General features: G+C 61.4%; 19 protein-coding genes. 8 read left to right on the top strand and 11 right to left on the bottom strand.

Annotated elements, in window-relative coordinates; genetic code table 11:
• Positions 1 to 93 precede the first annotated feature (93 nt).
• Positions 94 to 720: a lysoplasmalogenase gene (locus J0F90_RS00955; protein ID WP_016929474.1), complete on the top strand. Its 627-nt coding sequence runs from the start codon at positions 94 to 96 to the stop codon at positions 718 to 720.
• Between the two features lie 40 nt (positions 721 to 760).
• Here the strand turns inward: J0F90_RS00955 and J0F90_RS00950 are convergent, their stop codons facing one another.
• Positions 761 to 1,138, bottom strand: a complete 378-nt coding sequence (locus J0F90_RS00950) for an AprI/Inh family metalloprotease inhibitor (RefSeq protein ID WP_033639004.1) — start codon at positions 1,136 to 1,138, stop codon at positions 761 to 763.
• A gap of 55 nt (positions 1,139 to 1,193) precedes the next feature.
• Positions 1,194 to 2,657 carry a serralysin family metalloprotease gene (locus J0F90_RS00945; protein WP_016929476.1) on the bottom strand — a complete coding sequence of 488 codons (1,464 nt, stop codon included), beginning with the start codon at positions 2,655 to 2,657 and terminating at the stop codon, positions 1,194 to 1,196.
• 682 nt (positions 2,658 to 3,339) lie between these two features.
• On the opposite strand from J0F90_RS00945, the gene J0F90_RS00940 reads away from it, so the two are divergent.
• Positions 3,340 to 5,658, top strand: coding sequence for a zinc/cadmium/mercury/lead-transporting ATPase (locus J0F90_RS00940; RefSeq protein ID WP_033639006.1), 2,319 nt, complete (start codon positions 3,340 to 3,342; stop codon positions 5,656 to 5,658).
• A gap of 80 nt (positions 5,659 to 5,738) precedes the next feature.
• On the opposite strand, the gene tusA is transcribed toward J0F90_RS00940, so the two are convergent.
• Complete coding sequence (gene tusA / locus J0F90_RS00935) at positions 5,739 to 5,984, bottom strand: sulfurtransferase TusA (RefSeq protein WP_025304890.1); 246 nt, start codon at positions 5,982 to 5,984, stop codon at positions 5,739 to 5,741.
• A gap of 220 nt (positions 5,985 to 6,204) precedes the next feature.
• On the opposite strand from tusA, the gene J0F90_RS00930 reads away from it, so the two are divergent.
• The 3 genes from J0F90_RS00930 to J0F90_RS00920 all read left to right on the top strand — a co-directional run bounded on the left by J0F90_RS00930 (position 6,205) and on the right by J0F90_RS00920 (position 7,984).
• Positions 6,205 to 6,864, top strand: coding sequence for a 7-cyano-7-deazaguanine/7-aminomethyl-7-deazaguanine transporter (locus tag J0F90_RS00930; RefSeq protein ID WP_033639008.1), 660 nt, complete (start codon positions 6,205 to 6,207; stop codon positions 6,862 to 6,864).
• A 41-nt stretch (positions 6,865 to 6,905) separates the two neighbouring features.
• The gene (locus tag J0F90_RS00925) at positions 6,906 to 7,340 is read left to right on the top strand and encodes a GNAT family N-acetyltransferase (protein WP_004934307.1); all 435 of its coding nucleotides are present in this window, start codon (positions 6,906 to 6,908) and stop codon (positions 7,338 to 7,340) included.
• Positions 7,341 to 7,420: 80 nt separating this feature from the next.
• The gene (locus J0F90_RS00920) at positions 7,421 to 7,984 is read left to right on the top strand and encodes a DcrB family lipoprotein (protein WP_016929481.1); all 564 of its coding nucleotides are present in this window, start codon (positions 7,421 to 7,423) and stop codon (positions 7,982 to 7,984) included.
• 33 nt (positions 7,985 to 8,017) lie between these two features.
• Here J0F90_RS00920 and glpC read toward each other — a convergent pair whose 3' ends face one another.
• From glpC to glpA, 3 genes are read right to left on the bottom strand one after another with little or no spacing between them, the layout of a single operon-like run.
• Positions 8,018 to 9,217 carry an anaerobic glycerol-3-phosphate dehydrogenase subunit GlpC gene (glpC, locus tag J0F90_RS00915; RefSeq protein ID WP_016929482.1) on the bottom strand — a complete coding sequence of 400 codons (1,200 nt, stop codon included), beginning with the start codon at positions 9,215 to 9,217 and terminating at the stop codon, positions 8,018 to 8,020.
• Positions 9,214 to 10,482, bottom strand: coding sequence for a glycerol-3-phosphate dehydrogenase subunit GlpB (gene glpB, locus J0F90_RS00910; protein ID WP_033639009.1), 1,269 nt, complete (start codon positions 10,480 to 10,482; stop codon positions 9,214 to 9,216). The genes glpC and glpB overlap by 4 nt, the downstream gene beginning before the upstream one ends.
• On the bottom strand, positions 10,472 to 12,121 hold the full coding sequence (glpA, locus tag J0F90_RS00905) for an anaerobic glycerol-3-phosphate dehydrogenase subunit A (RefSeq protein WP_033639010.1): 1,650 nt from the start codon (positions 12,119 to 12,121) through the stop codon (positions 10,472 to 10,474). Before glpA ends, glpB begins: the two co-directional genes overlap by 11 nt.
• A gap of 364 nt (positions 12,122 to 12,485) precedes the next feature.
• Between glpA and glpT the strand changes: the two genes are divergently transcribed.
• The gene (gene glpT / locus J0F90_RS00900; RefSeq protein WP_004934295.1) at positions 12,486 to 13,841 is read left to right on the top strand and encodes a glycerol-3-phosphate transporter; all 1,356 of its coding nucleotides are present in this window, start codon (positions 12,486 to 12,488) and stop codon (positions 13,839 to 13,841) included.
• Positions 13,842 to 13,923: 82 nt separating this feature from the next.
• Positions 13,924 to 15,003, top strand: coding sequence for a glycerophosphodiester phosphodiesterase (gene glpQ, locus J0F90_RS00895; RefSeq protein WP_015376272.1), 1,080 nt, complete (start codon positions 13,924 to 13,926; stop codon positions 15,001 to 15,003).
• Between the two features lie 43 nt (positions 15,004 to 15,046).
• On the opposite strand, the gene yigL is transcribed toward glpQ, so the two are convergent.
• Together yigL and pldB are read right to left on the bottom strand one after the other, a co-directional pair.
• On the bottom strand, positions 15,047 to 15,844 hold the full coding sequence (gene yigL / locus J0F90_RS00890) for a sugar/pyridoxal phosphate phosphatase YigL (protein WP_004934290.1): 798 nt from the start codon (positions 15,842 to 15,844) through the stop codon (positions 15,047 to 15,049).
• A gap of 4 nt (positions 15,845 to 15,848) precedes the next feature.
• A complete protein-coding gene (pldB, locus tag J0F90_RS00885; RefSeq protein ID WP_033639011.1) occupies positions 15,849 to 16,892 on the bottom strand; it encodes a lysophospholipase L2 in 1,044 nt (347 codons plus the stop codon).
• Positions 16,893 to 17,040: 148 nt separating this feature from the next.
• On the opposite strand from pldB, the gene rhtB reads away from it, so the two are divergent.
• Positions 17,041 to 17,661 carry a homoserine/homoserine lactone efflux protein gene (gene rhtB / locus J0F90_RS00880; protein WP_004934282.1) on the top strand — a complete coding sequence of 207 codons (621 nt, stop codon included), beginning with the start codon at positions 17,041 to 17,043 and terminating at the stop codon, positions 17,659 to 17,661.
• Between the two features lie 47 nt (positions 17,662 to 17,708).
• On the opposite strand, the gene rhtC is transcribed toward rhtB, so the two are convergent.
• From rhtC to pldA, 3 genes are read right to left on the bottom strand one after another with little or no spacing between them, the layout of a single operon-like run.
• A complete protein-coding gene (gene rhtC / locus J0F90_RS00875) occupies positions 17,709 to 18,329 on the bottom strand; it encodes a threonine export protein RhtC (protein WP_016929486.1) in 621 nt (206 codons plus the stop codon).
• 12 nt (positions 18,330 to 18,341) lie between these two features.
• Entirely contained in the window at positions 18,342 to 20,174 is a 1,833-nt protein-coding gene (gene recQ, locus J0F90_RS00870) for an ATP-dependent DNA helicase RecQ (protein WP_028127631.1), read from the bottom strand.
• 43 nt (positions 20,175 to 20,217) lie between these two features.
• The gene (gene pldA / locus J0F90_RS00865; RefSeq protein WP_016929488.1) at positions 20,218 to 21,096 is read right to left on the bottom strand and encodes a phospholipase A; all 879 of its coding nucleotides are present in this window, start codon (positions 21,094 to 21,096) and stop codon (positions 20,218 to 20,220) included.
• Positions 21,097 to 21,159 lie beyond the last annotated feature (63 nt).

Here is a 21,159-nt window from a genome sequence, read left to right as displayed (position 1 = left end):
GCCGGCAGGCTACCTACACTGAAATGAAGAAGTGACATGGGTGACAGTTTGGAGCCGGTTGTTGCGGCTCCCTCATACATAAGGAAGACATAAATGAGTTGGCCGTTCCTTGCCGTATTCTTTTCCGGTTGGCTGTTCGTCGACGCCTCTTACCGTGGGCCACGCTGGCAGCGCTGGGTGTTCAAACCCGTCACGCTGCTGTTGCTGTTGCTGCTGGCCTGGCAGGCGCCGGTGCTCGGCGCGGCGGGTTATCTGATCGTCCTCGGCCTGCTGGCGACGCTGATCGGCGACGCATTGCTCCTGTTGCCGCGCGAACGGGTGCTGTACGCCATCGGCGCCTTTTTCCTGTCCCACCTGCTGTACACCCTGAGTTTCGCCAGCCAGATGACGTTCAGCCTGTTCTGGCCGCTGCCGCTGGCGCTGCTGGCGATCGGCGCACTGCTGCTGGCCACCGTCTGGACCCGGCTGGAAGAGATGCGCTGGCCGATCGTTACCTACGTGGCGATGACGCTGCTGATGGTCTGGCTGGCGGGCGAACAATATTTCCTGCGCAGCACCGATTTCGGCTTCTCGCTGCTGATCGGCACCTCGCTGCTGCTGCTGGCCAACGTGGTTTGGCTGCTCAACCGCTACCGCTTCACCTTCCGCGCGGCGGACGCCATCGTGGCTTTCTGTTACTTCTCCGGCCACTTCCTGATCGTGCGTTCGCTCTACCTGTAGAGACCTGCCGCGGGTTCGGCGCGCCGAACCCGTTTCTTCATCAAGCCAGCGCTTTCAACGTCAAAGCCTCATCCGCACCCAGCTGATTGCGGTACAGATCGCCGTCGCGCGAGAAGAACGCCAGCGTGCTGCCATCCGCCCGCAGCAAGGCGATGCCGTCCGGCGCCGGGCGCCAGCCCACTACTTCCGCCGCAAACACGCTCTGCAAACACTGTTGCCGATCCACCAGCTGATAGCCGTTGGTCTCGCTTTGTTCATCCGCCAGAAACTCGATTTGGCATTGCCGTTCGCTGTCGGCCACCTGCCATTGTCCCGCCAGCGACTGCGCGGTCGGCAATGCCAAACTGCCGGCCATCACCGCGCTCGTCACCATCATGCCGCCCGCCGCCAAGGCGGTGCGCGCTAAAGTGCCTTTCATACCGGGCTCCCGCATCACGCCCGGCCGAGACTGCGCCGGGCGTTCCGTTGCTGTGTTACACGATAAAGTCCGTGGCGACGTCTACCTGGCCGACGATTTTCACCAGGAAGTCCGGCGCCTGATGCCCACCGATATTCACCGACAAATCGGTCACGTTGCTGGACGCGTTGTAGCTCAGCAGCGCCTCACCGGCCGTGCCGCTGAAGTGATCGACGAAGTGAATGAAATCGCTGCTCTGCGCTTCTTTATTGAAGAACGACAGGTCGATCTTGTCGATCCCTTTCTGGAAGTCGCGGATCCAGTCTGAAGCGCCCGGTGCGGAATCGCTGGCGGCAGAGAACACGAAGATGTCTTTGCCGGCACCGCCCCACAATTCATCCGCCCCGCCGCCGCCGAACAGCACGTCGTTACCCGCGCCGCCTTTCAGCACGTTATTGGCCGCGTTGCCGACGATCACGTCGTTGCCGGAACCGCCAATGGCGTTCTCAATGGTCACACCGGCGGCGATCGACACGTTGCCCTTCAGGCCGCCCACGTCGGAGAACGATTTCTCGTTCAGGTTGATGCGCTGGTTAGCGGTGTAACCGGAGAAGTCGAAGGTATCGTTGCCGCCCGCATCCCAGGCCGCAAAGATCACTTTCTGCGAGTTGCTGGTGGTGCTGAGGAAGTCACGACCGGTATTGGAGTTAAAGCCGTACACGGTGTCGCCGGTGCGGGTCGACAGGTTGGCGCCATACAGATGCTGAATGGCGGCAATGTCATCCAGCAGCGGAGCCGCGGCATAGTGACCGCCGTTGTCGCCACCGGTATTGGTTTCACTCCAGTAGCTCATCAGGCTGAACTGGCGGGTATCTTCCGCATAGGTGACATCTCTATAGGTCGGGTTGCCCTCACCGGCGTTGTAGTCGCCCGGGTGGCTCAGGCCCAGCGCATGGCCAATCTCATGGGTGAACGTCTGGCGGCCGTAGTCTTCGGTCGCCGGATGCTTCACGTTGGATTGGTTTACGTTGTACCAGGTCTGGCCGCCCAAATCCTGGCCCTGCCAAATGGTGTTCGGCAGGAAGGCGTAGGCCTGGGTGCCGTAATCATAGTGGCCGGGACGATCCTGGCTGTAGTTGCCGAAGGTGATATTGGCCTTTTGACCGGCCGCCACTTCGGTGAAGGTGATATTGGCGACGTCGGCCCAGGACTGCAGCGACAGCTTAGCCTGCTGCTGCTGTTCCGCGCTGAACTTGCTCAGCCCGGTGTCGCCGGCGACGTTGGTGGAAGAGAACTTATAGTCCGGGAACGAGAAGGTTAATTTGACCGGCTGGCCAAATACCTTGTAACCGTTCCAGGTTTGGTTCTCGCGGGTAATAAACAGCCCAGCTTGCTCGTTAGAAAATGAATCCTTGCCATTAATCTGAATCCCGTTACCCCGCTCATGATAATGCAGCAGGTCGTCTACAGCATCGTAACCGGTTGTCGCGGCAGCGAGGCTGGATTCAGTAATTTCAATTGCCTTTTTAGTAGATTGCATTGGTTCGATTCCACTCATTACCTGATTGATATCAATCAGACAGATAGACATAACCTCCCCGTAAGCCACGGTTAATGAACCTCAAGCTTGCTGGAAGGGGCTTATGCGCCGTTACCGGCAGTGTGTTAGGTAGAATTAATGCATATATATCAGCAAATAAGATCACCATTAAAAATGGTAATCGATTCCAATTATAGGCAGGACCGTAAAACTGCACATAAAATAATCAACCATTTATTATCGCAACGAAAGTTTGTTATGCTGCTTTTTAGGCTTCTTTACAAAGCAAATGAAACTTGATGAGGATAAGTTGGCACCAAACTTCAATAGCAATGCGGCCTGCAGACTCAAGCGAATCATGCTGGCTTTACTCGGGGGCAAAGGTAAATTTTGCTAAAGAGTTATAGATTAATAACTCTTTATTATTAGGTCGGGCGATTTTTTAGTTTCTATAGGAATATTATTTTCTTATTTAAACTAACGGCAGCGAGCCTTTTCGCCCAAATAGGGGATAAGAAAAGCCGATATATTTAAATTCGCATTATTCATTATTGAATGAATCCCCCTTTTCTACGCCCGAACGCCGTTAGCAATAATTCTCATCCGGCGCTTGACTCTGGAGTGGACTCCAGGGTGTAGAGTCAGCTGAGCAAACCCGTTTAACAGCCCGAAGGGGGACGTTATGCACAATCAGCAAAACCATAATCATCAGGAACATCACCACGCCGAAGGCGGCTGCGGCTGCAACCACAGCCACAGCAAAACTCAGCATGGCTGCAGCAGCGAGCCGAAAAACGCCGCCGCACAGGCCGAACACGCCCACCATCATCACGATCATGGCGATAGCGGCTGCTGCACCGCCGCCCCCGACGATCCGGACGAGGAAAGCGACAGGCTGGCCGCCGCTCCCCCTTCCGGCAGCCAACGTTTCAGCTGGAAAGTCACCGGCATGGACTGCCCCAGCTGCGCCAAAAAAATCGAAAATGCCGTCACGGCACTTCCCGGCGTCGACAGCGCGCGCGTGTTGTTCGCCACCGAGAAACTGGTGGTCGACGCGCAGTCCGATATCAGCCTGCGGATCCAGGACGCGGTCGCCCAGGCCGGTTTTACCCTGCTCGGCGCTCAAACCGCCAAAGCCGCCGCGCCGAAAACCTCACGCTTCGGCGAATTCGCGCCGCTGCTGCTGTTAACCACCCTGATGCTGGTCAGTTGGGCGCTGGATCGGGTTAACCCGGAGCTGGGCCGCATCGCCTTTATCGCCACCACGCTGGTCGGGTTGGCGCCGGTCGCCGCCAAGGCGCTGCGTTTGATTCGTTCCGGCACGCCGTTCGCCATCGAAACGCTGATGAGCGTGGCGGCCATCGGCGCGCTGTTCATCGGCGCCACCGCCGAAGCGGCGATGGTGCTGCTGCTGTTTATGGTCGGCGAACTGCTGGAATCCTACGCCGCCAACCGCGCACGGCGCGGGGTGACGGCGCTGATGGAGCTGGTGCCTGAAGATGCGCTGCTGCTGCAAGGCACGGAACGCAAACGCGTGCCGGTCGCCAGCCTGCGCCCCGGCGACGTGATTGAAATCGCGCCCGGCGGGCGCCTGCCGGCCGACGCCGAGCTGCTCAATCCGTTCGCCAGCTTCGATGAAAGCGCCCTGACCGGCGAATCAGTGCCGGTCGAGCGCCAACAGGGTGAGAAAGTGGCCGCCGGCAGCCTGTCCGTCGATCAGGCGGCGCAGATGAAGGTGATTTCCGAGCCTGGCAAAAACGCCATCGACCGCATTTTGCAGCTGATTGAAGAGGCCGAAGAGCGCCGCGCGCCGATCGAACGCTTCCTCGATCGCTTCAGCCGCTACTACACCCCGGCCATTATGCTGCTGGCGGTCGCGGTGATCCTGGTACCGCCGCTGCTGTTCTCACAGCCGTGGGAGACCTGGATCTATCGCGGCCTGACGCTGCTGCTGATCGGCTGTCCATGCGCGCTGGTGATCTCAACGCCGGCGGCCATCACATCCGGGCTGGCGGCCGCCACGCGGCGCGGCGCGCTGATTAAAGGCGGCGCGGCGCTGGAGCAACTGGGCCAGATTCAAACCATCGCCTTCGATAAGACCGGCACCCTGACCGAAGGCAAGCCGACGGTCACCGACGTGCTGCCTATCGGCGCGCTGACCGAACAACGGCTGTTGCAGCTTGCCGCCGCGGTGGAAGCCGGTTCACATCACCCGCTGGCGCAGGCGATCATCAACCGCGCCGCCGCAAGCGGGGCTGAGTTGCCGTTGGCGCAGGCGCGCCGCGCGCTGGCCGGCGTCGGCGTGGAAGGGATCGTGGACGGCAAGACCGTGTTGATCAGTGCGCCGGGCAAGCTGGCGCCGGGCCTGCTCGACGCCCAATGGCAGAGCCAGGTAGACAAGCTGGAAAACGCCGGTAAAACGGCGGTGGTGGTGCTGGAAGACGGCGCGCCCATCGGTTTGCTGGCGCTGCGCGATACGCTGCGCGGCGACGCCAGGCAGGCGATAGCCGAACTGAACGCGCTGGGCATTCGCGGCGTGATGCTGACCGGCGACAACCCGCGCGCCGCCGCGGCGATCGCCGGCGAGCTGGGCCTCGACTATCGCGCCGGTCTGCTGCCGGAAGATAAGGTCAGCGCGGTCACCGAACTGAGCGAACTGCGCCCGACGGCGATGATCGGCGACGGCATCAACGACGCCCCGGCGATGAAAGCCTCCAGCATCGGCATCGCCATGGGCAGCGGCACCGACGTGGCATTGGAAACCGCCGACGCCGCCCTGACCCACAATCGGCTGGTGGGCGTCGCGGAGATGATCCGCATCTCGCGCGCCACCCACGCCAATATCCGGCAAAACATCACCATCGCGTTGGGATTGAAAGGGGTCTTCCTTATCACCAGCCTGCTGGGGCTGACCGGGCTGTGGCTGGCGGTGCTGGCCGACTCCGGCGCCACCGCGCTGGTCACCGCCAACGCGCTGCGGCTATTGAGAAAACGCAGCTAAGTTCGGAAACAAACACGGGCGCGGCATACCGCGCCCGTTGTCATTTGGGGGAGAGAACTTTTAACTCGGCCGCGCCGCCGTTAGACGCCTTTACGCAGCAGATAACGGTATGGCGCCTGCTCGGTCTCCTGCGCCACCAGCGTGTGCTCCATAAAGCGGCAGAACCCCGGGATATCGCGGGTGGTGGCCGGATCGTCGGCGATAATCAGCAGCGTTTCGCCGTTGTCCATATGGCGCACGGTTTTGCGCACCATCATCACCGGTTCCGGGCAACGCAGCCCCAGCGCGTCGAGCGTCTGGTCTGCCTGGGCAAATAAGTCAGTCATGCAATTTTTCTCGTTCAAAAACGATCGGCGAACGCTCGCCGCATCTCATTAGCGCCTAGTTTACGCCGGTAGTTTTTCTGCGCAAGATGCGTTAACGTTTGCGTTAAATTTAACCATTGCATTGGTTGCGCAAACGCGTATCATGCCGCCGCGCAGCGTTTTTTGCTGTTTTGACAAGACACACTGGGTTCCCTCACCCCACTGCTAAAAAGGCTACAACATGTATTCGTTTACCGCACAGCAGCGCTTCACCGCGTTGGTCTGGCTTTCGCTGTTTCATATCGCCATCATTACCTCCAGCAACTACCTGGTGCAGCTGCCGATCACCGTTTTCGGCTTCCATACCACCTGGGGCGCCTTTACCTTCCCGTTTATCTTCCTGGCGACCGATCTGACCGTACGCATTTTCGGCGCGCCGCTGGCGCGACGCATTATCCTGGCGGTGATGGTGCCGGCGCTGTTCATCTCTTATGTGATCTCCACCGTCACCTATCAGGGAGAATGGCAGGGCTTCGCGGCGCTGAGCAGTTTTAACCTGTTCGTGGCGCGCATCGCCGTCGCCAGCTTTATGGCCTATGTGCTCGGCCAGATCCTCGACGTACACGTCTTCAACCGCCTGCGCCAACGCAGCGCCTGGTGGGTGGCGCCGGCGGCGGCGATGTTCCTCGGCAACATCAGCGATACGCTGGCGTTCTTCTTCATCGCCTTTTATAAGAGCAGCGATCCCTTCATGGCCAACAACTGGGTGGAGATCGCGCTGGTGGATTACAGCTTCAAGGTGATGATCTGCCTGCTGTTCTTCCTGCCGATGTACGGCGTGTTGCTGAACATGCTGCTCAAACGCATCGCGGCGCGCAGCGGCGGCCTGCTGCCGGGCTGAGTCGTGCTATTCTGGGCGGCCCTATCCTTTGGAGGCCGCTCATGACCCCAATCGTCCGCACCGCCACGCTCGAAGACATCCACCGCCTTTACCAACGCATCCCCGAATTCGGCGGCCTGCACAGCCTGGCCGATCTGCAGCGACGCATCGGCGCCGCCCCCGCCAGCCTGTTGATCGCCGAGATAGCCGGACAGCCGGCCGGTTTCAAACTCGGTTATCAACGGCAGGAAACGGTGTTTTACAGCTGGCTGGGCGGCGTGCTGCCGGCATTTCGTCGCCACGGCGTGGCGCAGGCCTTGTTGGCTGAACAGGAACGTTGGGCGCGGGCGCAGGGCTATCGCCAACTGACGGTCAAAACCCGTAACCGGTTCCGCGCCATGCTGACGATGCTGATCGCCCACCACTATCAGATTGTTCAGCTGGAAAAGAAAGGCGAAGTGGCTGATTATCGGCTATTACTGGAAAAAAACTTGTGACAACATCTGCCTTGCATTTCAACCTGGAATAGGTTGCGATACGACAGTGAATCCCTACCGGAAAGGAAGAAGGAAGCCCGATGCGTAAAGTAGCGAAATTGATGGGTATCAGCCTGCTGGCGCTTGGCCTCGCGGCCTGCGACGGCGAAACCAAAGACACCAAGGCAGCGCCAGACGGCGCGGCGGCCAGCGCGCCGGCCGGGCAGCAGGTGAGCCTGCTGGACGGTAAACTGGCGTTCACCCTGCCGGTCGGCATGGCGGATCAGAGCGGCAAGTTGGGCAACCAGGCCAACAACATGCATGTTTACGCAGACAGCACCGGCCAGCGCGCGGTGATCGTCATCTTGGGCGACAAGACCGCCGACAGCCTGGAGACTCTGGCCAAACGCCTGGAGAATACCCAGCGCGCGCGTGACGCCAACCTGCAGGTGATCACCAACAAGGCGCTCGACGTCAACGGCGTGCCGCTGCGTCAGCTGGACAGCATCATCACCAGCGGCGGTGAAAAGGCTTATTCTTCCGTCCTGATCGGTTCGCTGAACAACAACATGCTGACCATCCAGGTAACGCTGCCGGCAGACAATCAGCAGCAGGCGCAGACTGAAGCCGAAGGCATCATCTCTACCCTGAAGCTGAAGCAGTAATCCCGCAGGGGCCGGCCTGCCGGCCCTTTCGTTTTATGCCAGCGCCTGCGCCAGCAGGGTGATCGGATGTTCGCAGCGCTTGCTGGTGGACATTTCGATCTGCCATTTGCAGGTCTCGCAGTCGGTCACCACCAGATCCACCCCGCTCTCTTCTATCTGCCGGAACAGCGGCGCGCCGATGCCTTGCGACGTGGCGTAGTTCTCCGATTTGAACCCGTAGGTGCCGGCGATGCCGCAGCACTGCGAATCCAGCACCACCAGCTCCAGCCCCGGTATCTGCCGCAGCAGCTCCAGGGTGTAGGCGGTCCAGCCCATCTTCTCCATATGGCAAGGCGTGTGATACGCCACCCGCAGCGGCGTGCGTTTCAGCGGCAGGCTGCGCCCCTGATTGATCAGGCGATAGAGATAGCGCGTCGCCAGCTCCACCCGATCGCGCACCGGGGTAGTGTCTACGTCCAGCAAGTGGGGGTATTCGTCGCGCAGGGTGAAGGTGCAGCTCGATGAAGTGGCCACCACCGGAATGCCGCGCTCCAGCACCGTTTCATGCAGCGACTCGGCGTTAACCCTGGCCTGCTTTTTGGCCTGCTCAATAAACCCGTTGGCGATCAGCGGCACGCCGCAGCATTTCTCGCGCTTCAGCAACTGCACGCCGATATCCAGCGCATTGAACACCCGGATCAAATCCTTGCCCAGCTGCGGGTGGTTATAGTTGACGAAGCAGCCGTGGAAAAACGCCACCTGCTCGGCGTAACGCTGCTGCGCCTGCGCCTGCTGCCGGTACCAGCGGCGGAAGGTGCCGAACGAGTATTTCGGCAGTTCGCGGCGGTGATCGATCTTCAGCGCCTTGTCCAGCAGCTTGCGCACCGGTTTCAGCCCGGTGGCGGCGTTGACGATCGGCGCAAATGGCGTCGACAGCGAGCCCATGATATCGGTGTGGCTGAGGATGGCGTCACGCAGCGTCGGCTTGCTCTGGGCGAAGTCGGCGCGGGCGCGCTGAATGATGTCGCCGATTTTGACGTCGGACGGGCAGGCCACTTCACAACGCTTGCAGTTGGTGCAGTATTTCAGCGCTTCGTCGTACAGCGCCGGGTCTTTCAGCCGCAGCCGCTCGCCGTCCGGCCCCGCCTGTTTCGGCCCCGGATAGAGCGGGTTCACTTTGGCGACCGGGCAGTAGGTGGTACAGACGGTACATTTGATGCAGCTTTCAAAGCTGTGGTCCTGATGCAGGCTCATACGCACTCCTCCGCGGCGATCTGCTGCGCGACGTGCAGCGCACCGATCAATGACACGCCGGCGCCGCAGCCCTGCTGCAGCGGATCGTAGCCGCCGGCGACCGCGCCGATGGCATACAGATTGTCGAACGGCACTCCCTGCTTCATCGCCCGCAGCCTGCCGTCGGTGCGCACGCCAAACTGCAGATAAGGCTGCGGCGCGAACAGCTCGCGCCGGCTCCAGTCGGCGCGATCGGCGCGGCTGTGCACGTCCAGCCCGAAGATCGGCTCACGCACCCGGTCGAAATCGGCCACCAGCCCATTGCTGAAGAAGCTGCCGCTGGCCAGCACCACCTGCTGCGCCCGCAGCGGAATATCGCCGTGGTTGCGGGTGTACAAACCGGTGATGCGACCGTCCTCGCTCTCGGCGCGCAGCACGCTGTCGCCGGGCATGAAAACGCCGCCCAGCTGTTGGAAACGCCGCCGCAGCGCCTGATGCAAGCGCATGCCGGGCACCGAAGGCGGCAGCGTCGGCAGCAGCCGGATCGGCTTGCCGACCGCATCCTGCAGCACCGCCAGCGACGCGTCGTCCTCCAGGCCCAGACAGGCCGGCAGGAAGAGCGCCTCGGCCTCGCCCGCCAGCCGCCGCAGCTCCTCGGCCATCGGCGGCAGACTTTCCATCAAATCCAGAACCCGGGCGATGTTCACCGCGCGGAACTCGCTGGGGTTATTGCGCAATCTGTCCAGCGCCGGCATGTGCAGATAGGCTACCTCCGTCTCTACGCCGAGCTCGCGGCTCAAGGCGTCGGCGGCCATCTGCGGCTGGAAGTCGAGGAACCCTTCGATGCCGATCACCGCGATGCGCCGCCACGGCAGTTGGCCGGTCAGCGGCAGCGTCGGGATCGCCTGCGGGCTGAGCCAGGTGGCGCGGCGCGTGCCAAGCGGCGTAATGCGCAGATGGTTGTTGGCTCCCTCGCCCTGCAGGTGCAGCCCGCAGCGCTCCAGCAGCCGCTGTGCGGCGGCGGACAGCGCCGCCACCCGGCCGGGCCCAATCAGAGAATACGGATGCTGCGGCGCCTGTTGCGCCAGCTGCGGCAACGCCGCCAGCGGCATCTCGACCGGCGTGCCGTCCGGCAATCTCGCCAGCAGATCGAGCGAGCCGGAGGAGAAGTAGAGCGCGCTCTGGCCAGAACTGACCACCGCACAGCGTTTGCCCAGTTCGGCCACGGCAATGGCGCAGCTCAGGCCCGCCAGGCCGCCGCCAATCACCACTACGTCAAATCGCATCATCCGCCTCCTGCTCTTTGTCTGCCTGGGCCTCAAGCCCGCATAATCCCTGGTAAACCCAACTGGTAAATTCACTCTCGCGCAGCGCGTCGCCCCAGGCGATCGGCCGCACGCCTTTCCAGCGTTCGTTGAGGAACTGCGACAGCTGCGCGATGGATTGCTGCGGCGTGCTGACCTTGAAGCGCGTCAGCAGTCCGGCGGCGCGGCAGGCGCAGAGTTCCCCCTGGCAGGTGCCCATGCCGACGCGGGTGCGGCGACGCAGATCCACCAGGTTATTGACGGTCAGCGAATTGACCGCATAGCGCACTTCCCCGGCGGTCACCGCCTCGCATTCGCACACCAGGCTGGTGTCGAGCCGATCGGCCGCCGGCACCTGGCTGGCGCGATCGCCGTGCCGGTAGATCGCCGAGCCGCGAATGCTGGCGGGCAGTGAGACCACGCTGCGCGCCGTTTCCTCCGCCGACTGGCGGGATCCGGGCAACGCGTCCTGCGCGGTGGTGCACGGGCGGTTTACGCCAAGCTTTTCGCACACCTTGTCGGTGGCCCACTCCGCCATCAGACGATAGGTCATCAGCTTGCCGCCGGTGATGGTGATAAACCCTTCCAGCCCGTCGCGGCTGGCGTGATCGAGCAGCACGATGCCGCGGCTGACGTTGCGCCCGCTGGGATCGTCGTCGCTGGCCACCAGCGGCCGCACCCCGGCATAGGCGCGCAGAATGCGGGTCTGCGCCAGGGTGGGCGCCAGCAGCGCCCCTTCGCGGATCAGAATGTCCACCTCCTGCGGCGTCACCAGCATGTTATCGATTTGGTCGTAGTCGATATGGGTCGAGGTGGTGCCGATCAGCGAGATGGTGTCGCCCGGCACCAGGATGTCGGCGTCCGCCGGTTTGCGGCAACGGTTGATCACCATATTGTTGATGCGGTGACCGAGGATCAGCAGCGCCCCCTTGGCTGGGAACATGCGGATGCGCAAATCGGCGTATTCGGCGATCTGCTGGCCCCAGATGCCGGCGGCGTTGACCACCACCGGTGCGTGCAGCTCATAGCGCCGCTGATTCTGATGGTCGTAAACGCGCACGCCCGTCACCCGGTCGCCGCTGCGCAGCAGCCCCACCACCTGGTGGTAAGTCAGGATCTGCGCGCCGTGTTCGCGCGCGTCCAGCATGTTGGCGGCGGTCAGCCGGAAAGGATCGACGGTGCCGTCCGGCACCCGCACCGCGCCGATCAGCACCGGGTTAGCCGCCGGCTCCAGCCGCAGCGCCAGCTGCGGGTCGATCGCTTCGGCGTCGATATCGGCCTGGCGACAGGCGGCGATAAACTGTTGCTGATAGTCCAGCGAGTCTTGCGGCAGGGTGATGAACAGCCCATCGGTGCGTTCGATACAGTGATGCGCAATGCGTTTCAGGATGCGGTTTTCTTCGATGCACTCGCGCGCCGACTCGCCGTCGGTCACCGCATAGCGCGCGCCGCTGTGCAATAAACCGTGGTTGCGGCCGGTGGCGCCGGTAGCGATGTCGTGGCGCTCCAGCAAAATGCATCGCAGGCCGCGCCGCGCACAGTCGCGGGCAATGCCTGCGCCGGTGGCGCCGCCGCCGATGATGATCACATCCGTTTCGCCGCCGTCAAAATAGCTGCTCATGTCGCTCCCTCAGGATCGGTAGTTATGAGCCTATTGAGCCACGGTTATTGGGGTCTTTGTTTGATAAGGAACAATAACGAACATAAAACGAAATAAAAATGACCACAAAAAACCATCAATGTGATCATAATCACGATTTTTGGACGTTTTTCTATTTCATAACGTTAACGAATCGCTCAAAATCCGCCGTGGTTTCATGAAAGTGTAACAATTGCGCCATTCGTCACAGCGACACCAGGCGTATTTGATGACAATGGCGCTCGTTATGGAACACAAAAACACCACATTCGATATCCGCTCAATCATCAAATGAACGTAAAAGGTCATATTGATGTGATAACAGATAAAGCCATCGGAGGCGCTCATGTTGAGTATTTTTAAGCCGGCCGCACACATCGCCCGTGTGCCGAGCGATAAGGTAGATCCGCTCTACCGTAAGCTGCGCTGGCAAATTTTCCTGGGGATCTTCTTCGGTTACGCCGCCTACTATCTGGTGCGTAAGAACTTCACCCTGGCCATGCCTTACCTGATCGAACAAGGCTTCAGCCGCGGCGACCTCGGCTTCGCGCTGTCGGGCATCTCTATCGCCTACGGCTTCTCCAAATTCATCATGGGTTCGGTTTCCGACCGTTCCAACCCGCGAGTGTTCCTGCCTGCCGGCCTGATCCTGGCGGCGGCGGTGATGTTGTTCATGGGCTTCGTGCCGTGGGCCACCTCCAGCATCGCCATCATGTTCGTCCTGCTGTTCCTGTGCGGCTGGTTCCAGGGCATGGGTTGGCCGCCGTGCGGCCGCACCATGGTGCACTGGTGGTCGCAGAAAGAACGCGGCGGCATCGTCTCCATCTGGAACTGCGCCCACAACGTGGGTGGCGGCCTGCCGCCGCTGCTGTTCCTGCTGGGCATGGCCTGGTTCAACGACTGGCACGCGGCGCTGTACATGCCGGCCTTCGGCGCCATCCTGGTGGCCCTGATCGCCTTCGCCCTGATGCGCGATACCCCGCAATCCTGCGGCCTGCCGCCGATTGAAGAGTACAAAAACGACTACCCGGACGACTACAGCGAAAAAGACGAAGAAGAGCTGACCGCCAAGCAGATCTTCATGCAGTACATCCTGCCGAACAAGCTGTTGTGGTACATCGCGGTCGCCAACGTGTTCGTCTACCTGCTGCGTTACGGCATTCTGGACTGGTCGCCGACTTACCTGAAAGAAGTGAAGCACTTCGCGCTGGACAAGTCTTCCTGGGCTTACTTCCTGTACGAATACGCCGGTATCCCGGGCACCCTGCTGTGCGGCTGGATGTCGGACAAAGTGTTCAAAGGCAACCGCGGCGCCACCGGCGTGTTCTTCATGACGCTGGTGACCATCGCCACCGTGGTGTTCTGGATGAACCCGGCCGGTAACCCGACCGTAGACATGATCTGTATGCTGGTCATCGGCTTCCTGATCTACGGCCCGGTGATGCTGATCGGCCTGCACGCGCTGGAGCTGGCGCCGAAGAAAGCCGCCGGCACCGCCGCGGGCTTCACCGGCCTGTTCGGCTACCTGGGCGGCTCGGTCGCGGCCAGCGCCATCGTCGGCTACACCGTAGACTTCTTCGGTTGGGACGGCGGCTTCATGGTGATGATCGGCGGCGGCGTGCTGGCGGTTATCCTGCTGCTGCTGACCATGCTGAACGAGAAGAAACACCACGCGGAAATCGCAGCCGGCAAACGCGGCTAAGCGTCACACGACTTTTGCATGATTTAAAGGCCGCCCTGCGGCCTTTTTACTACCCTGCCCCCAACAACATGGAGAAAACGGAATGCGGACTCAAGTCAAAGCCCTGCTGACAGGGATCATTCTCGCCACCTCAATGGTCAGCGCCGCGCAGGCGGCGGACAAAGTGGTGATCGCCCACCGCGGCGCCAGCGGCTACCTGCCGGAACACACCCTGCCGGCGAAGGCGATGGCCTACGCGCAGGGCGCCGATTATCTCGAACAAGATCTGGTGATGACCAAGGACAACGAGCTGGTGGTGCTGCACGACCATTACCTCGATCGCGTCACCGACGTCGCCGAACGCTTCCCGGACCGCGCGCGTAAAGACGGCCGTTATTACGCCATCGACTTTACGCTGGCGGAGATCAAATCGCTGAAGTTCACCGAAGGCTTTGAAATCGAAAACGGCAAGAAGGTGCAGGGCTACCCTGGCCGCTTCCCGATGGGCAAATCCGACTTCCGCGTGCACACCTTCCAGGAGGAGATCGAGTTCGTGCAGGGTCTGAACCATTCGACCGGCAAGAACATCGGCATCTACCCTGAAATCAAGGCGCCGTGGTTCCACAAACAGGAAGGCAAAGACATCTCCAGCAAAGTGCTGGCGGTGCTCAAGCAGTACGGCTACACCGGCAAGAACGACAACGTCTACCTGCAGTGCTTCGACGCCAACGAGCTCAAACGCATCAAGAACGAGCTGGAGCCGAAGCTGGGCATGGATCTGAAGCTGGTGCAGCTGATCGCCTATAACGACTGGCAGGAAACCTACGAGCAGAAAGCCGACGGCAAGTGGGTGGAATACGACTACGACTGGATGTTCAAACCGGGCGCGATGAAGAAAATCGCTCAGTATGCCGACGGCATCGGGCCGGACTACCACATGCTGGTGGTGGCGGATCAATCCAAGCCGGGCCACATCGTGCTGACCGACATGGTGAAAGAAGCGCACGCCAGCAAGCTGGCGGTGCATCCGTTCACCATCCGCGCCGATGCGCTGCCGAAGTACGTGACCGACGTAAACCAGCTGTATGACGTGATTTACAACCAGGCCGGCGTCGACGGCGTGTTCACCGACTTCCCGGACAAGGGCGTGCAGTTCCTGCAGAAGCAGGGCCAGCACAAGTAATGCCAAGGGCGCCGCAAGGCGCCCTTATTATTTAAAGGTTATTTCAGAGGAACATCTTGCGCAGGTAGTGCGGCACCGCGTTATCGACGTTGGAGCCGATCACTTCCAGCTCCGGCAGCATGTCCTTCAGGCGCTGATGCGCGTCGCGCATGATGCAGCCCTTGCCGGCCATCGACAACATCTCCAGATCGTTCATGCCGTCGCCAAAAGCGATGCACTCTTGCAGCGTATAGCCGATGATCTTGGCCACTTCTTCCAGCGCATGCCCTTTCGACACGCCGCCCGCCATCACTTCCAGGCAGGTCGGGAACGAGAAGCTGACGTTGACCCGATCGCCCCAGCGCGCGTTGATGGCGTCTTCCACCTGCAGCAACCGCTCGTGATCTTCACAGGTGAAGTAAACCTTGCAGACGCCGTCAGTTTCCAGCAGGCCCGGCTCAAACAGCTGATATTTGAACACCGATTCCTGGAAGAACTCTTCCTGCTCCGGGCTTTCGCGGTTGGTAAACCAATCGTCGTTACGGTAGACGTTGGTGGTGATATCCGGATCGTCGTGCAGCATGCCGTACAGATCGCGGGCGATATCTCCGTCCAGGTTGTGGCTGAAAATCAGTTCGCCGGCGGTGTTGTGCACCCGTGCGCCGTTGGAAGTGATCATAAAGGCGCTGATCTCCAGGCTGTCGCGGATCTGCGCCACGTCGATATGGTGGCGGCCGGTAGCGAACACGAAATGCACGCCGCGCTGAGTCAGCAACTTCAGCGTTTCTTTAGCGTACGGCGACAGGGTATGGTCGGGAGACAGCAGCGTGCCATCTAAATCGGAAGCGACGACGTGATACATAGCGTTATGTTCTAACCTCTGATGGAGTTGTCGGCGGCAGCGCGCCGCCTAAGTGTTGAGCAAAGAAGCGCAGAATTGCGTTCAGTGCTTCGGCGCGCAGCGCGTCCCGCTCGAACAGGATCTCATGGCGTGCGCCGTTGATAACCCACGGGAGCCCCCCTTCGCAAGGGCGCCCCGCGTCTGACAGAGCCTGACAAAAAGCCTGGTGCGAACGGTTGTCGACTACCCGTTCTTCACCGGCCTGCAAAAGCAACAGCGGCGTGGTGATCTCCCCGGCCTGCGCGATAATCTGCCGGCCGGCGCGGATGCTCTCCCGCACCCAATGGTAGGTCGGCCCGCCCACCTGCAGCTCGGGGTAATCGGCATAATAGCGCAGGCTGCGACGGTAACGCTCGCGGCTATGGGTCAACACGTTGACCACATAGGGCAACGGACGCCACTGGCCGGTGCCCACCGCGTAATAATCGCGGATCGCCGGGCGGGTCTCCGCCCAGTCGAGAATGCGATCGGCCAGCCAACCCGGCATCGGCAACCGGATGCCGAACATCGGCGCGCAAAACGCCGCCGCGTCGAACGCCTGCGGCCGGCGCTGCAGGAACTGCGCCAGGATCGCGCCGCCCATCGAATGCGCCAGCGCGAAGCGCTGCCGATAACCGCGCGATTCGACCTCGCGCAGCCACAGCTGCTCGAAATCGTCCACGTAGTCGGCGAAGTTTACCACATGACCGCGGTGCGTATCCGCCAGTAAACGCCCGGAACGCCCCTGGCCGCGATGATCGACGATCACCACGTCGTAGCCGCAGTGGAACAGATCGTAGGCCACCTCGGGGTATTTCACATAGCTTTCGATGCGGCCGGGGCTGACCACCACCACGCGCTGATGCCGCGCGGAACTGAAGCGCACAAAGCGGATCGGCACGCCGTCCACGCCGCTGAATTCGCCTTCTTCGCGCTGCCGCCAGAAATCCAGCAGCGGCCCGGTGGCGAAGGCAGCGAACTGCGTTTCACGCGTTAACCAGTCATCGGAGCTGAGAGTGAACGAGGTCATCGAGAGCGTTTTCCCTGTGGGGCCGGCGGAAAAATGTGACCGCTGGCACAAGAAATCATACTAGCGTATTGTGATTCAATTCTTACAAAAACGGCGCCGCCTCGGCGCATTGTGGCACAAAACGACACTTTCAGGGAGCCGAAGCACCATGACCTTGGACTGGTGGTTAACCTATCTGCTGACCACGCTTATCCTGAGCCTCTCCCCCGGTTCAGGCGCCATCAATACCATGAGCACCGGCATCAGCCACGGCTATCGCGGCGCCGCCGCGTCGATCGCCGGGCTGCAGGTCGGGTTGAGCGCGCACATCGTGCTGGTGGGCATCGGCCTCGGCGCGCTGATATCGCAATCGCTGCTGGCGTTCGAGCTGCTGAAATGGCTGGGCGCCGCCTACCTGGTGTGGCTCGGCATCCAGCAATGGCGCGCCGCCGGGGCGCTGGATCTGCATGCGCTGGCGGGCAGCATGCCGCGCCGCCGTCTGTTCCGCCGCGCGGTGCTGGTCAACCTGACCAACCCGAAAAGCATCGTGTTCCTCGCCGCGCTGTTCCCGCAGTTCATCTTGCCCAATCAGCCCCAGGCTGAGCAGTATCTGGTGCTCGGCGTCACCACCGTGGTGGTGGATATTCTGGTGATGATCGGTTACGCCACCCTGGCGACGCGCATCGCCGGCTGGCTGAGAACGCCGCGCCAGATGCAGCTGCTCAACCGACTGTTCGGTTCGCTGTTCATTCTGGTGGCGGGGCTGCTGGCGACCGCCCGCAAAGCCTGACAGAAAAGGCCGGGCATCGCTGCTCGGCCTTGGGCATTTCACTGCGGTTAGCGGGTAAATATCAGATGTAACCCGAAGCCGGTAAACAGCACACCCGCCACCCCGTCTATCCACTTGGCCAACCGCTGATAGCCGCGGCGCATCGCCGGCAGCGCAAACACCACCGCCACCAGGCTGAACCAGACGAAGGTCTCGGCGACGATCAGCAAGAACAGCCCCCAGCGCGCTCCGGCGCCGACGCTGTCGCCGACGAACAGCGAGAACACGCTGCCGAAATAGATCACCGCTTTCGGGTTGGACAAATTGGTCAGGAAGCCGCGAATAAAGCTGCGCCCGGCCTTCGGCAACGCCACCTGGGCCTCCGCCGCCGGCTGCGCTTGCTGCGCCCGCGCGGAACGCAGCAGTTGCCACCCCATCCAGCACAGGTAAATGCCGCCGCCAACCATGATGATCTGATGCAACCAGGCCATCTTCTGCAGGATCAGATGCAGCCCCATCAACGCCACGCCGGCCCATACCACGATGCCGAGCGAAATGCCGACCACGCCCATCATCGCCTCGCGGCGCGAGCGGCTGGCGGCGGTTTGCGACACGAAAAAGAAGTCCGGCCCCGGGCTCATCAGCGCAATCAGATGCACCAGCGCCACGGTGAGAAACAGCATCAGCATGATATATCGCCCTCAGTCTTCGTCATTGTCGAGATGGTCGCGGATCATCGCCATAAAGGGCGCGCCGAAACGCTCCAGTTTGCGCTGGCCGACGCCGTTGACGCTCAGCAGATCGCCGGCCTTGATCGGCATCTGTTCGGCCATTTCCAGCAGCGTGGCGTCGTTGAACACCACGTAAGGCGGAATGTTTTCTTCGTCGGCGATCGATTTGCGCAGTTTGCGCAGCTTGGCGAACAGCTTGCGATCGTAATTGCCGCCGTAGGATTTCTGGTTGGCGCTGCTGCGCGACTTCAGGCTCTGAATACGCGGCACCGCCAGCTGCAGCGCCACCTCGCCGCGCAACACCGGACGCGCCGCCTCGGTCAATTGCAGCGCTGAGTGCATGGCGATGTTCTGGGTGATAAAGCCCAGGTGGATCAGCTGACGCAGCACGCTGGTCCAGTGTTCGGTGGTCTGATCGCGGCCGATGCCGTACACCGGCAGCTTGTCGTGACCGTATTCGCGAATGCGCTGGTTGTTGGAGCCGCGCAGCACTTCCACGATGTACCCGAGGCCAAAGCGCTGGCCGACGCGGTACACGCAGGACAGCGCCTTGCGCGCGTCCTCCAGCCCGTCGTAGCGCTTGGGCGGATCGAGGCAGATATCGCAGTTGCCGCAGTTCTCGTGCTTGCCTTCGCCGAAGTAGTTGAGCAACACCAGGCGGCGGCAGGTTTGCGCCTCGGCGAACGCCCCCATGGCGTTCAGCTTGTGGCGCTCGATGTCCAGCTGTTGCCCGGCGGGTTTTTCCTCCAGACAGCGGCGCAGCCAGGCCATGTCGGCCGGATCGTACAGCAGGATGGCTTCGGCCGGCAGGCCGTCGCGCCCGGCGCGGCCGGTCTCCTGATAATAGGATTCGATATTGCGCGGGATGTCGAAATGCACCACGAAGCGCACGTTGGGTTTGTTGATGCCCATGCCGAAGGCGACGGTGGCCACCACCACCTGCAGATCGTCACGCTGGAACGCTTCCTGCACCTGGGCGCGGCGCTCGTTGTCCAGCCCGGCGTGGTAGGCGCCGACGCTCAGCCCGCGGCTTTGCAGGCGCGCGGCGGTGTCTTCCACCTTGGCGCGGCTGTTGCAATAGATAATGCCGCTCTTGCCGCGCTGATCCTGCACGAAGCGCCACAGCTGATCGAGCGGTTTGAATTTTTCCACCAGCGTGTAGCGGATGTTCGGCCGGTCGAAGCTGCTGACCTGCACCAGCGGATCCTGCAGCGACAGCAGGCGCACGATATCGCCGCGCGTGGCTTCGTCGGCGGTGGCGGTCAACGCGATCACCGGCATCGCCGGGAAGCGCTGTTTCAGCTGGCCCAGCGCGCGATATTCCGGCCGGAAGTCATGGCCCCACTGCGAGATGCAGTGCGCCTCATCCACCGCCAGCATCGCCGGCGGGCAGTGATCGAGCAGGTTGAGGAAGCTTTCCATCATCAGCCGTTCCGGCGCGATGTACAGCATCTTGATGGTGCCGTTGCGGCAGCCGGCCATGACGTCCAACTGCTCCTCGCGGGTTTGCGTCGAGTTGTAGCAGGCGGCGGAAACGCCGTAGGCCAACAGTTGGTCGACCTGGTCCTTCATCAGCGAGATAAGCGGGGAAACCACCAGGGTCAGGCCGTCCATCACCAGCGCCGGGATTTGATAGCACAACGACTTGCCGCCGCCGGTCGGCATCACCACCAGGCAATCCTGCCCGCCGATCGCGGCATTGATAATCGTTTGTTGGCCCGGACGGAATTGCTGGTAGCCAAAGGTATCGCGCAATACCTGCTCGGCCAGCAACTCTCTGTTAATCACTGCTGCGGTTGACACACACTTCCCCATTTTTTCATCGGTACACACCCACCGGGTATGATTACATAATATCGTTCAGCATGACACCAACGCCCACCCGTGTCTGCCGGAAGTTGTAGTCGATCAGCGATTCGCCGTAGCCGCTGAACACCTGGGTATAGAATCGCACGTTGCGGGTGATCGGGTAGCTCCAGCCCAGTTCCGCGCCGCCGTAGCCGCTGTTCCAGTTGTAGTGGCTGTCGACGCTGAACACGCTGTCGCCCCAGGCGTAACCGACCTTCAACCGGTAGTATCCCATGTATTTGGTGATGTCCGGGTTGTCGTCGTTGCTCGAGCTCTCCGAGAAACGGAACCAGGGCTTGAGATCCACCTGCCAATTGCCGTTTTGCGCCATCAGCCGCGCATAACCGCGATTCCAGCTGCGCGACGTCGGGTCCGAGCGGCCGTTAGACTGATGGTTAACGCCGATTTCAACATCGCGCAGCGTCCAACCGGCAAAGCGGTAATCGGTCGCCCACCCCACGAACAGTTGCGGCTCGTAGTTGGTCTCGCGGAACGGCGAAGACTCGCCGCGGTTGGACAATTGCCACCAGGAGCGCTGAGTATAAGACGCGCCGAGCACCGAATTGTCGCCGGCAATGCCCCGCCACAGCGGAAACGCCAGGCTAAGCTGGTATTTCACCTCGTCCTTGCGCGCCTTGTCGGCCCAGTTGTACGTCTTGATGGCTTCTTTGTTGATATCGCTGGTGTCGGTGTACAACAGGTAATTGGGATCGTAAGGATACAGCGTGAACGGATTATCGTGCTCCTGCAGCAGGTTGGCGATAATGCTGCCGCGCACCGCCGGCCTATCGTGAATCTGCTGCTCTTTGGCTTCCTCAGCCAATGCCAGCGCCGGCATCAGCAGCGTGGCGGAAACGATCCCTGACAAAATGCGCATAACCTCTCCTCACTCCAACGAAAAAGGGCAAGCCCGGAAAAAATCAGGCCATTTTACACACAA

Origin of the sequence: Serratia marcescens subsp. marcescens ATCC 13880 (assembly GCF_017299535.1) — a bacterium.
Classification (GTDB): domain Bacteria; phylum Pseudomonadota; class Gammaproteobacteria; order Enterobacterales; family Enterobacteriaceae; genus Serratia; species Serratia marcescens.
Note: the sequence above shows the minus strand (reverse complement) of the source record. Positions and strands in the feature narration are given on the sequence as shown.

Coding starts and splice junctions, on each gene's coding strand:
- J0F90_RS00955 (WP_016929474.1), top strand. CDS start 94: ATGAGTTGGCCGTTCCTTGCCGTATTCTTTTCCGGTTGGCTGTTCGTC.
- J0F90_RS00950 (WP_033639004.1), bottom strand. CDS start 1,138: ATGAAAGGCACTTTAGCGCGCACCGCCTTGGCGGCGGGCGGCATGATG.
- J0F90_RS00945 (WP_016929476.1), bottom strand. CDS start 2,657: ATGCAATCTACTAAAAAGGCAATTGAAATTACTGAATCCAGCCTCGCT.
- J0F90_RS00940 (WP_033639006.1), top strand. CDS start 3,340: ATGCACAATCAGCAAAACCATAATCATCAGGAACATCACCACGCCGAA.
- tusA (WP_025304890.1), bottom strand. CDS start 5,984: ATGACTGACTTATTTGCCCAGGCAGACCAGACGCTCGACGCGCTGGGG.
- J0F90_RS00930 (WP_033639008.1), top strand. CDS start 6,205: ATGTATTCGTTTACCGCACAGCAGCGCTTCACCGCGTTGGTCTGGCTT.
- J0F90_RS00925 (WP_004934307.1), top strand. CDS start 6,906: ATGACCCCAATCGTCCGCACCGCCACGCTCGAAGACATCCACCGCCTT.
- J0F90_RS00920 (WP_016929481.1), top strand. CDS start 7,421: ATGCGTAAAGTAGCGAAATTGATGGGTATCAGCCTGCTGGCGCTTGGC.
- glpC (WP_016929482.1), bottom strand. CDS start 9,217: ATGAGCCTGCATCAGGACCACAGCTTTGAAAGCTGCATCAAATGTACC.
- glpB (WP_033639009.1), bottom strand. CDS start 10,482: ATGCGATTTGACGTAGTGGTGATTGGCGGCGGCCTGGCGGGCCTGAGC.
- glpA (WP_033639010.1), bottom strand. CDS start 12,121: ATGAGCAGCTATTTTGACGGCGGCGAAACGGATGTGATCATCATCGGC.
- glpT (WP_004934295.1), top strand. CDS start 12,486: ATGTTGAGTATTTTTAAGCCGGCCGCACACATCGCCCGTGTGCCGAGC.
- glpQ (WP_015376272.1), top strand. CDS start 13,924: ATGCGGACTCAAGTCAAAGCCCTGCTGACAGGGATCATTCTCGCCACC.
- yigL (WP_004934290.1), bottom strand. CDS start 15,844: ATGTATCACGTCGTCGCTTCCGATTTAGATGGCACGCTGCTGTCTCCC.
- pldB (WP_033639011.1), bottom strand. CDS start 16,892: ATGACCTCGTTCACTCTCAGCTCCGATGACTGGTTAACGCGTGAAACG.
- rhtB (WP_004934282.1), top strand. CDS start 17,041: ATGACCTTGGACTGGTGGTTAACCTATCTGCTGACCACGCTTATCCTG.
- rhtC (WP_016929486.1), bottom strand. CDS start 18,329: ATGCTGATGCTGTTTCTCACCGTGGCGCTGGTGCATCTGATTGCGCTG.
- pldA (WP_016929488.1), bottom strand. CDS start 21,096: ATGCGCATTTTGTCAGGGATCGTTTCCGCCACGCTGCTGATGCCGGCG.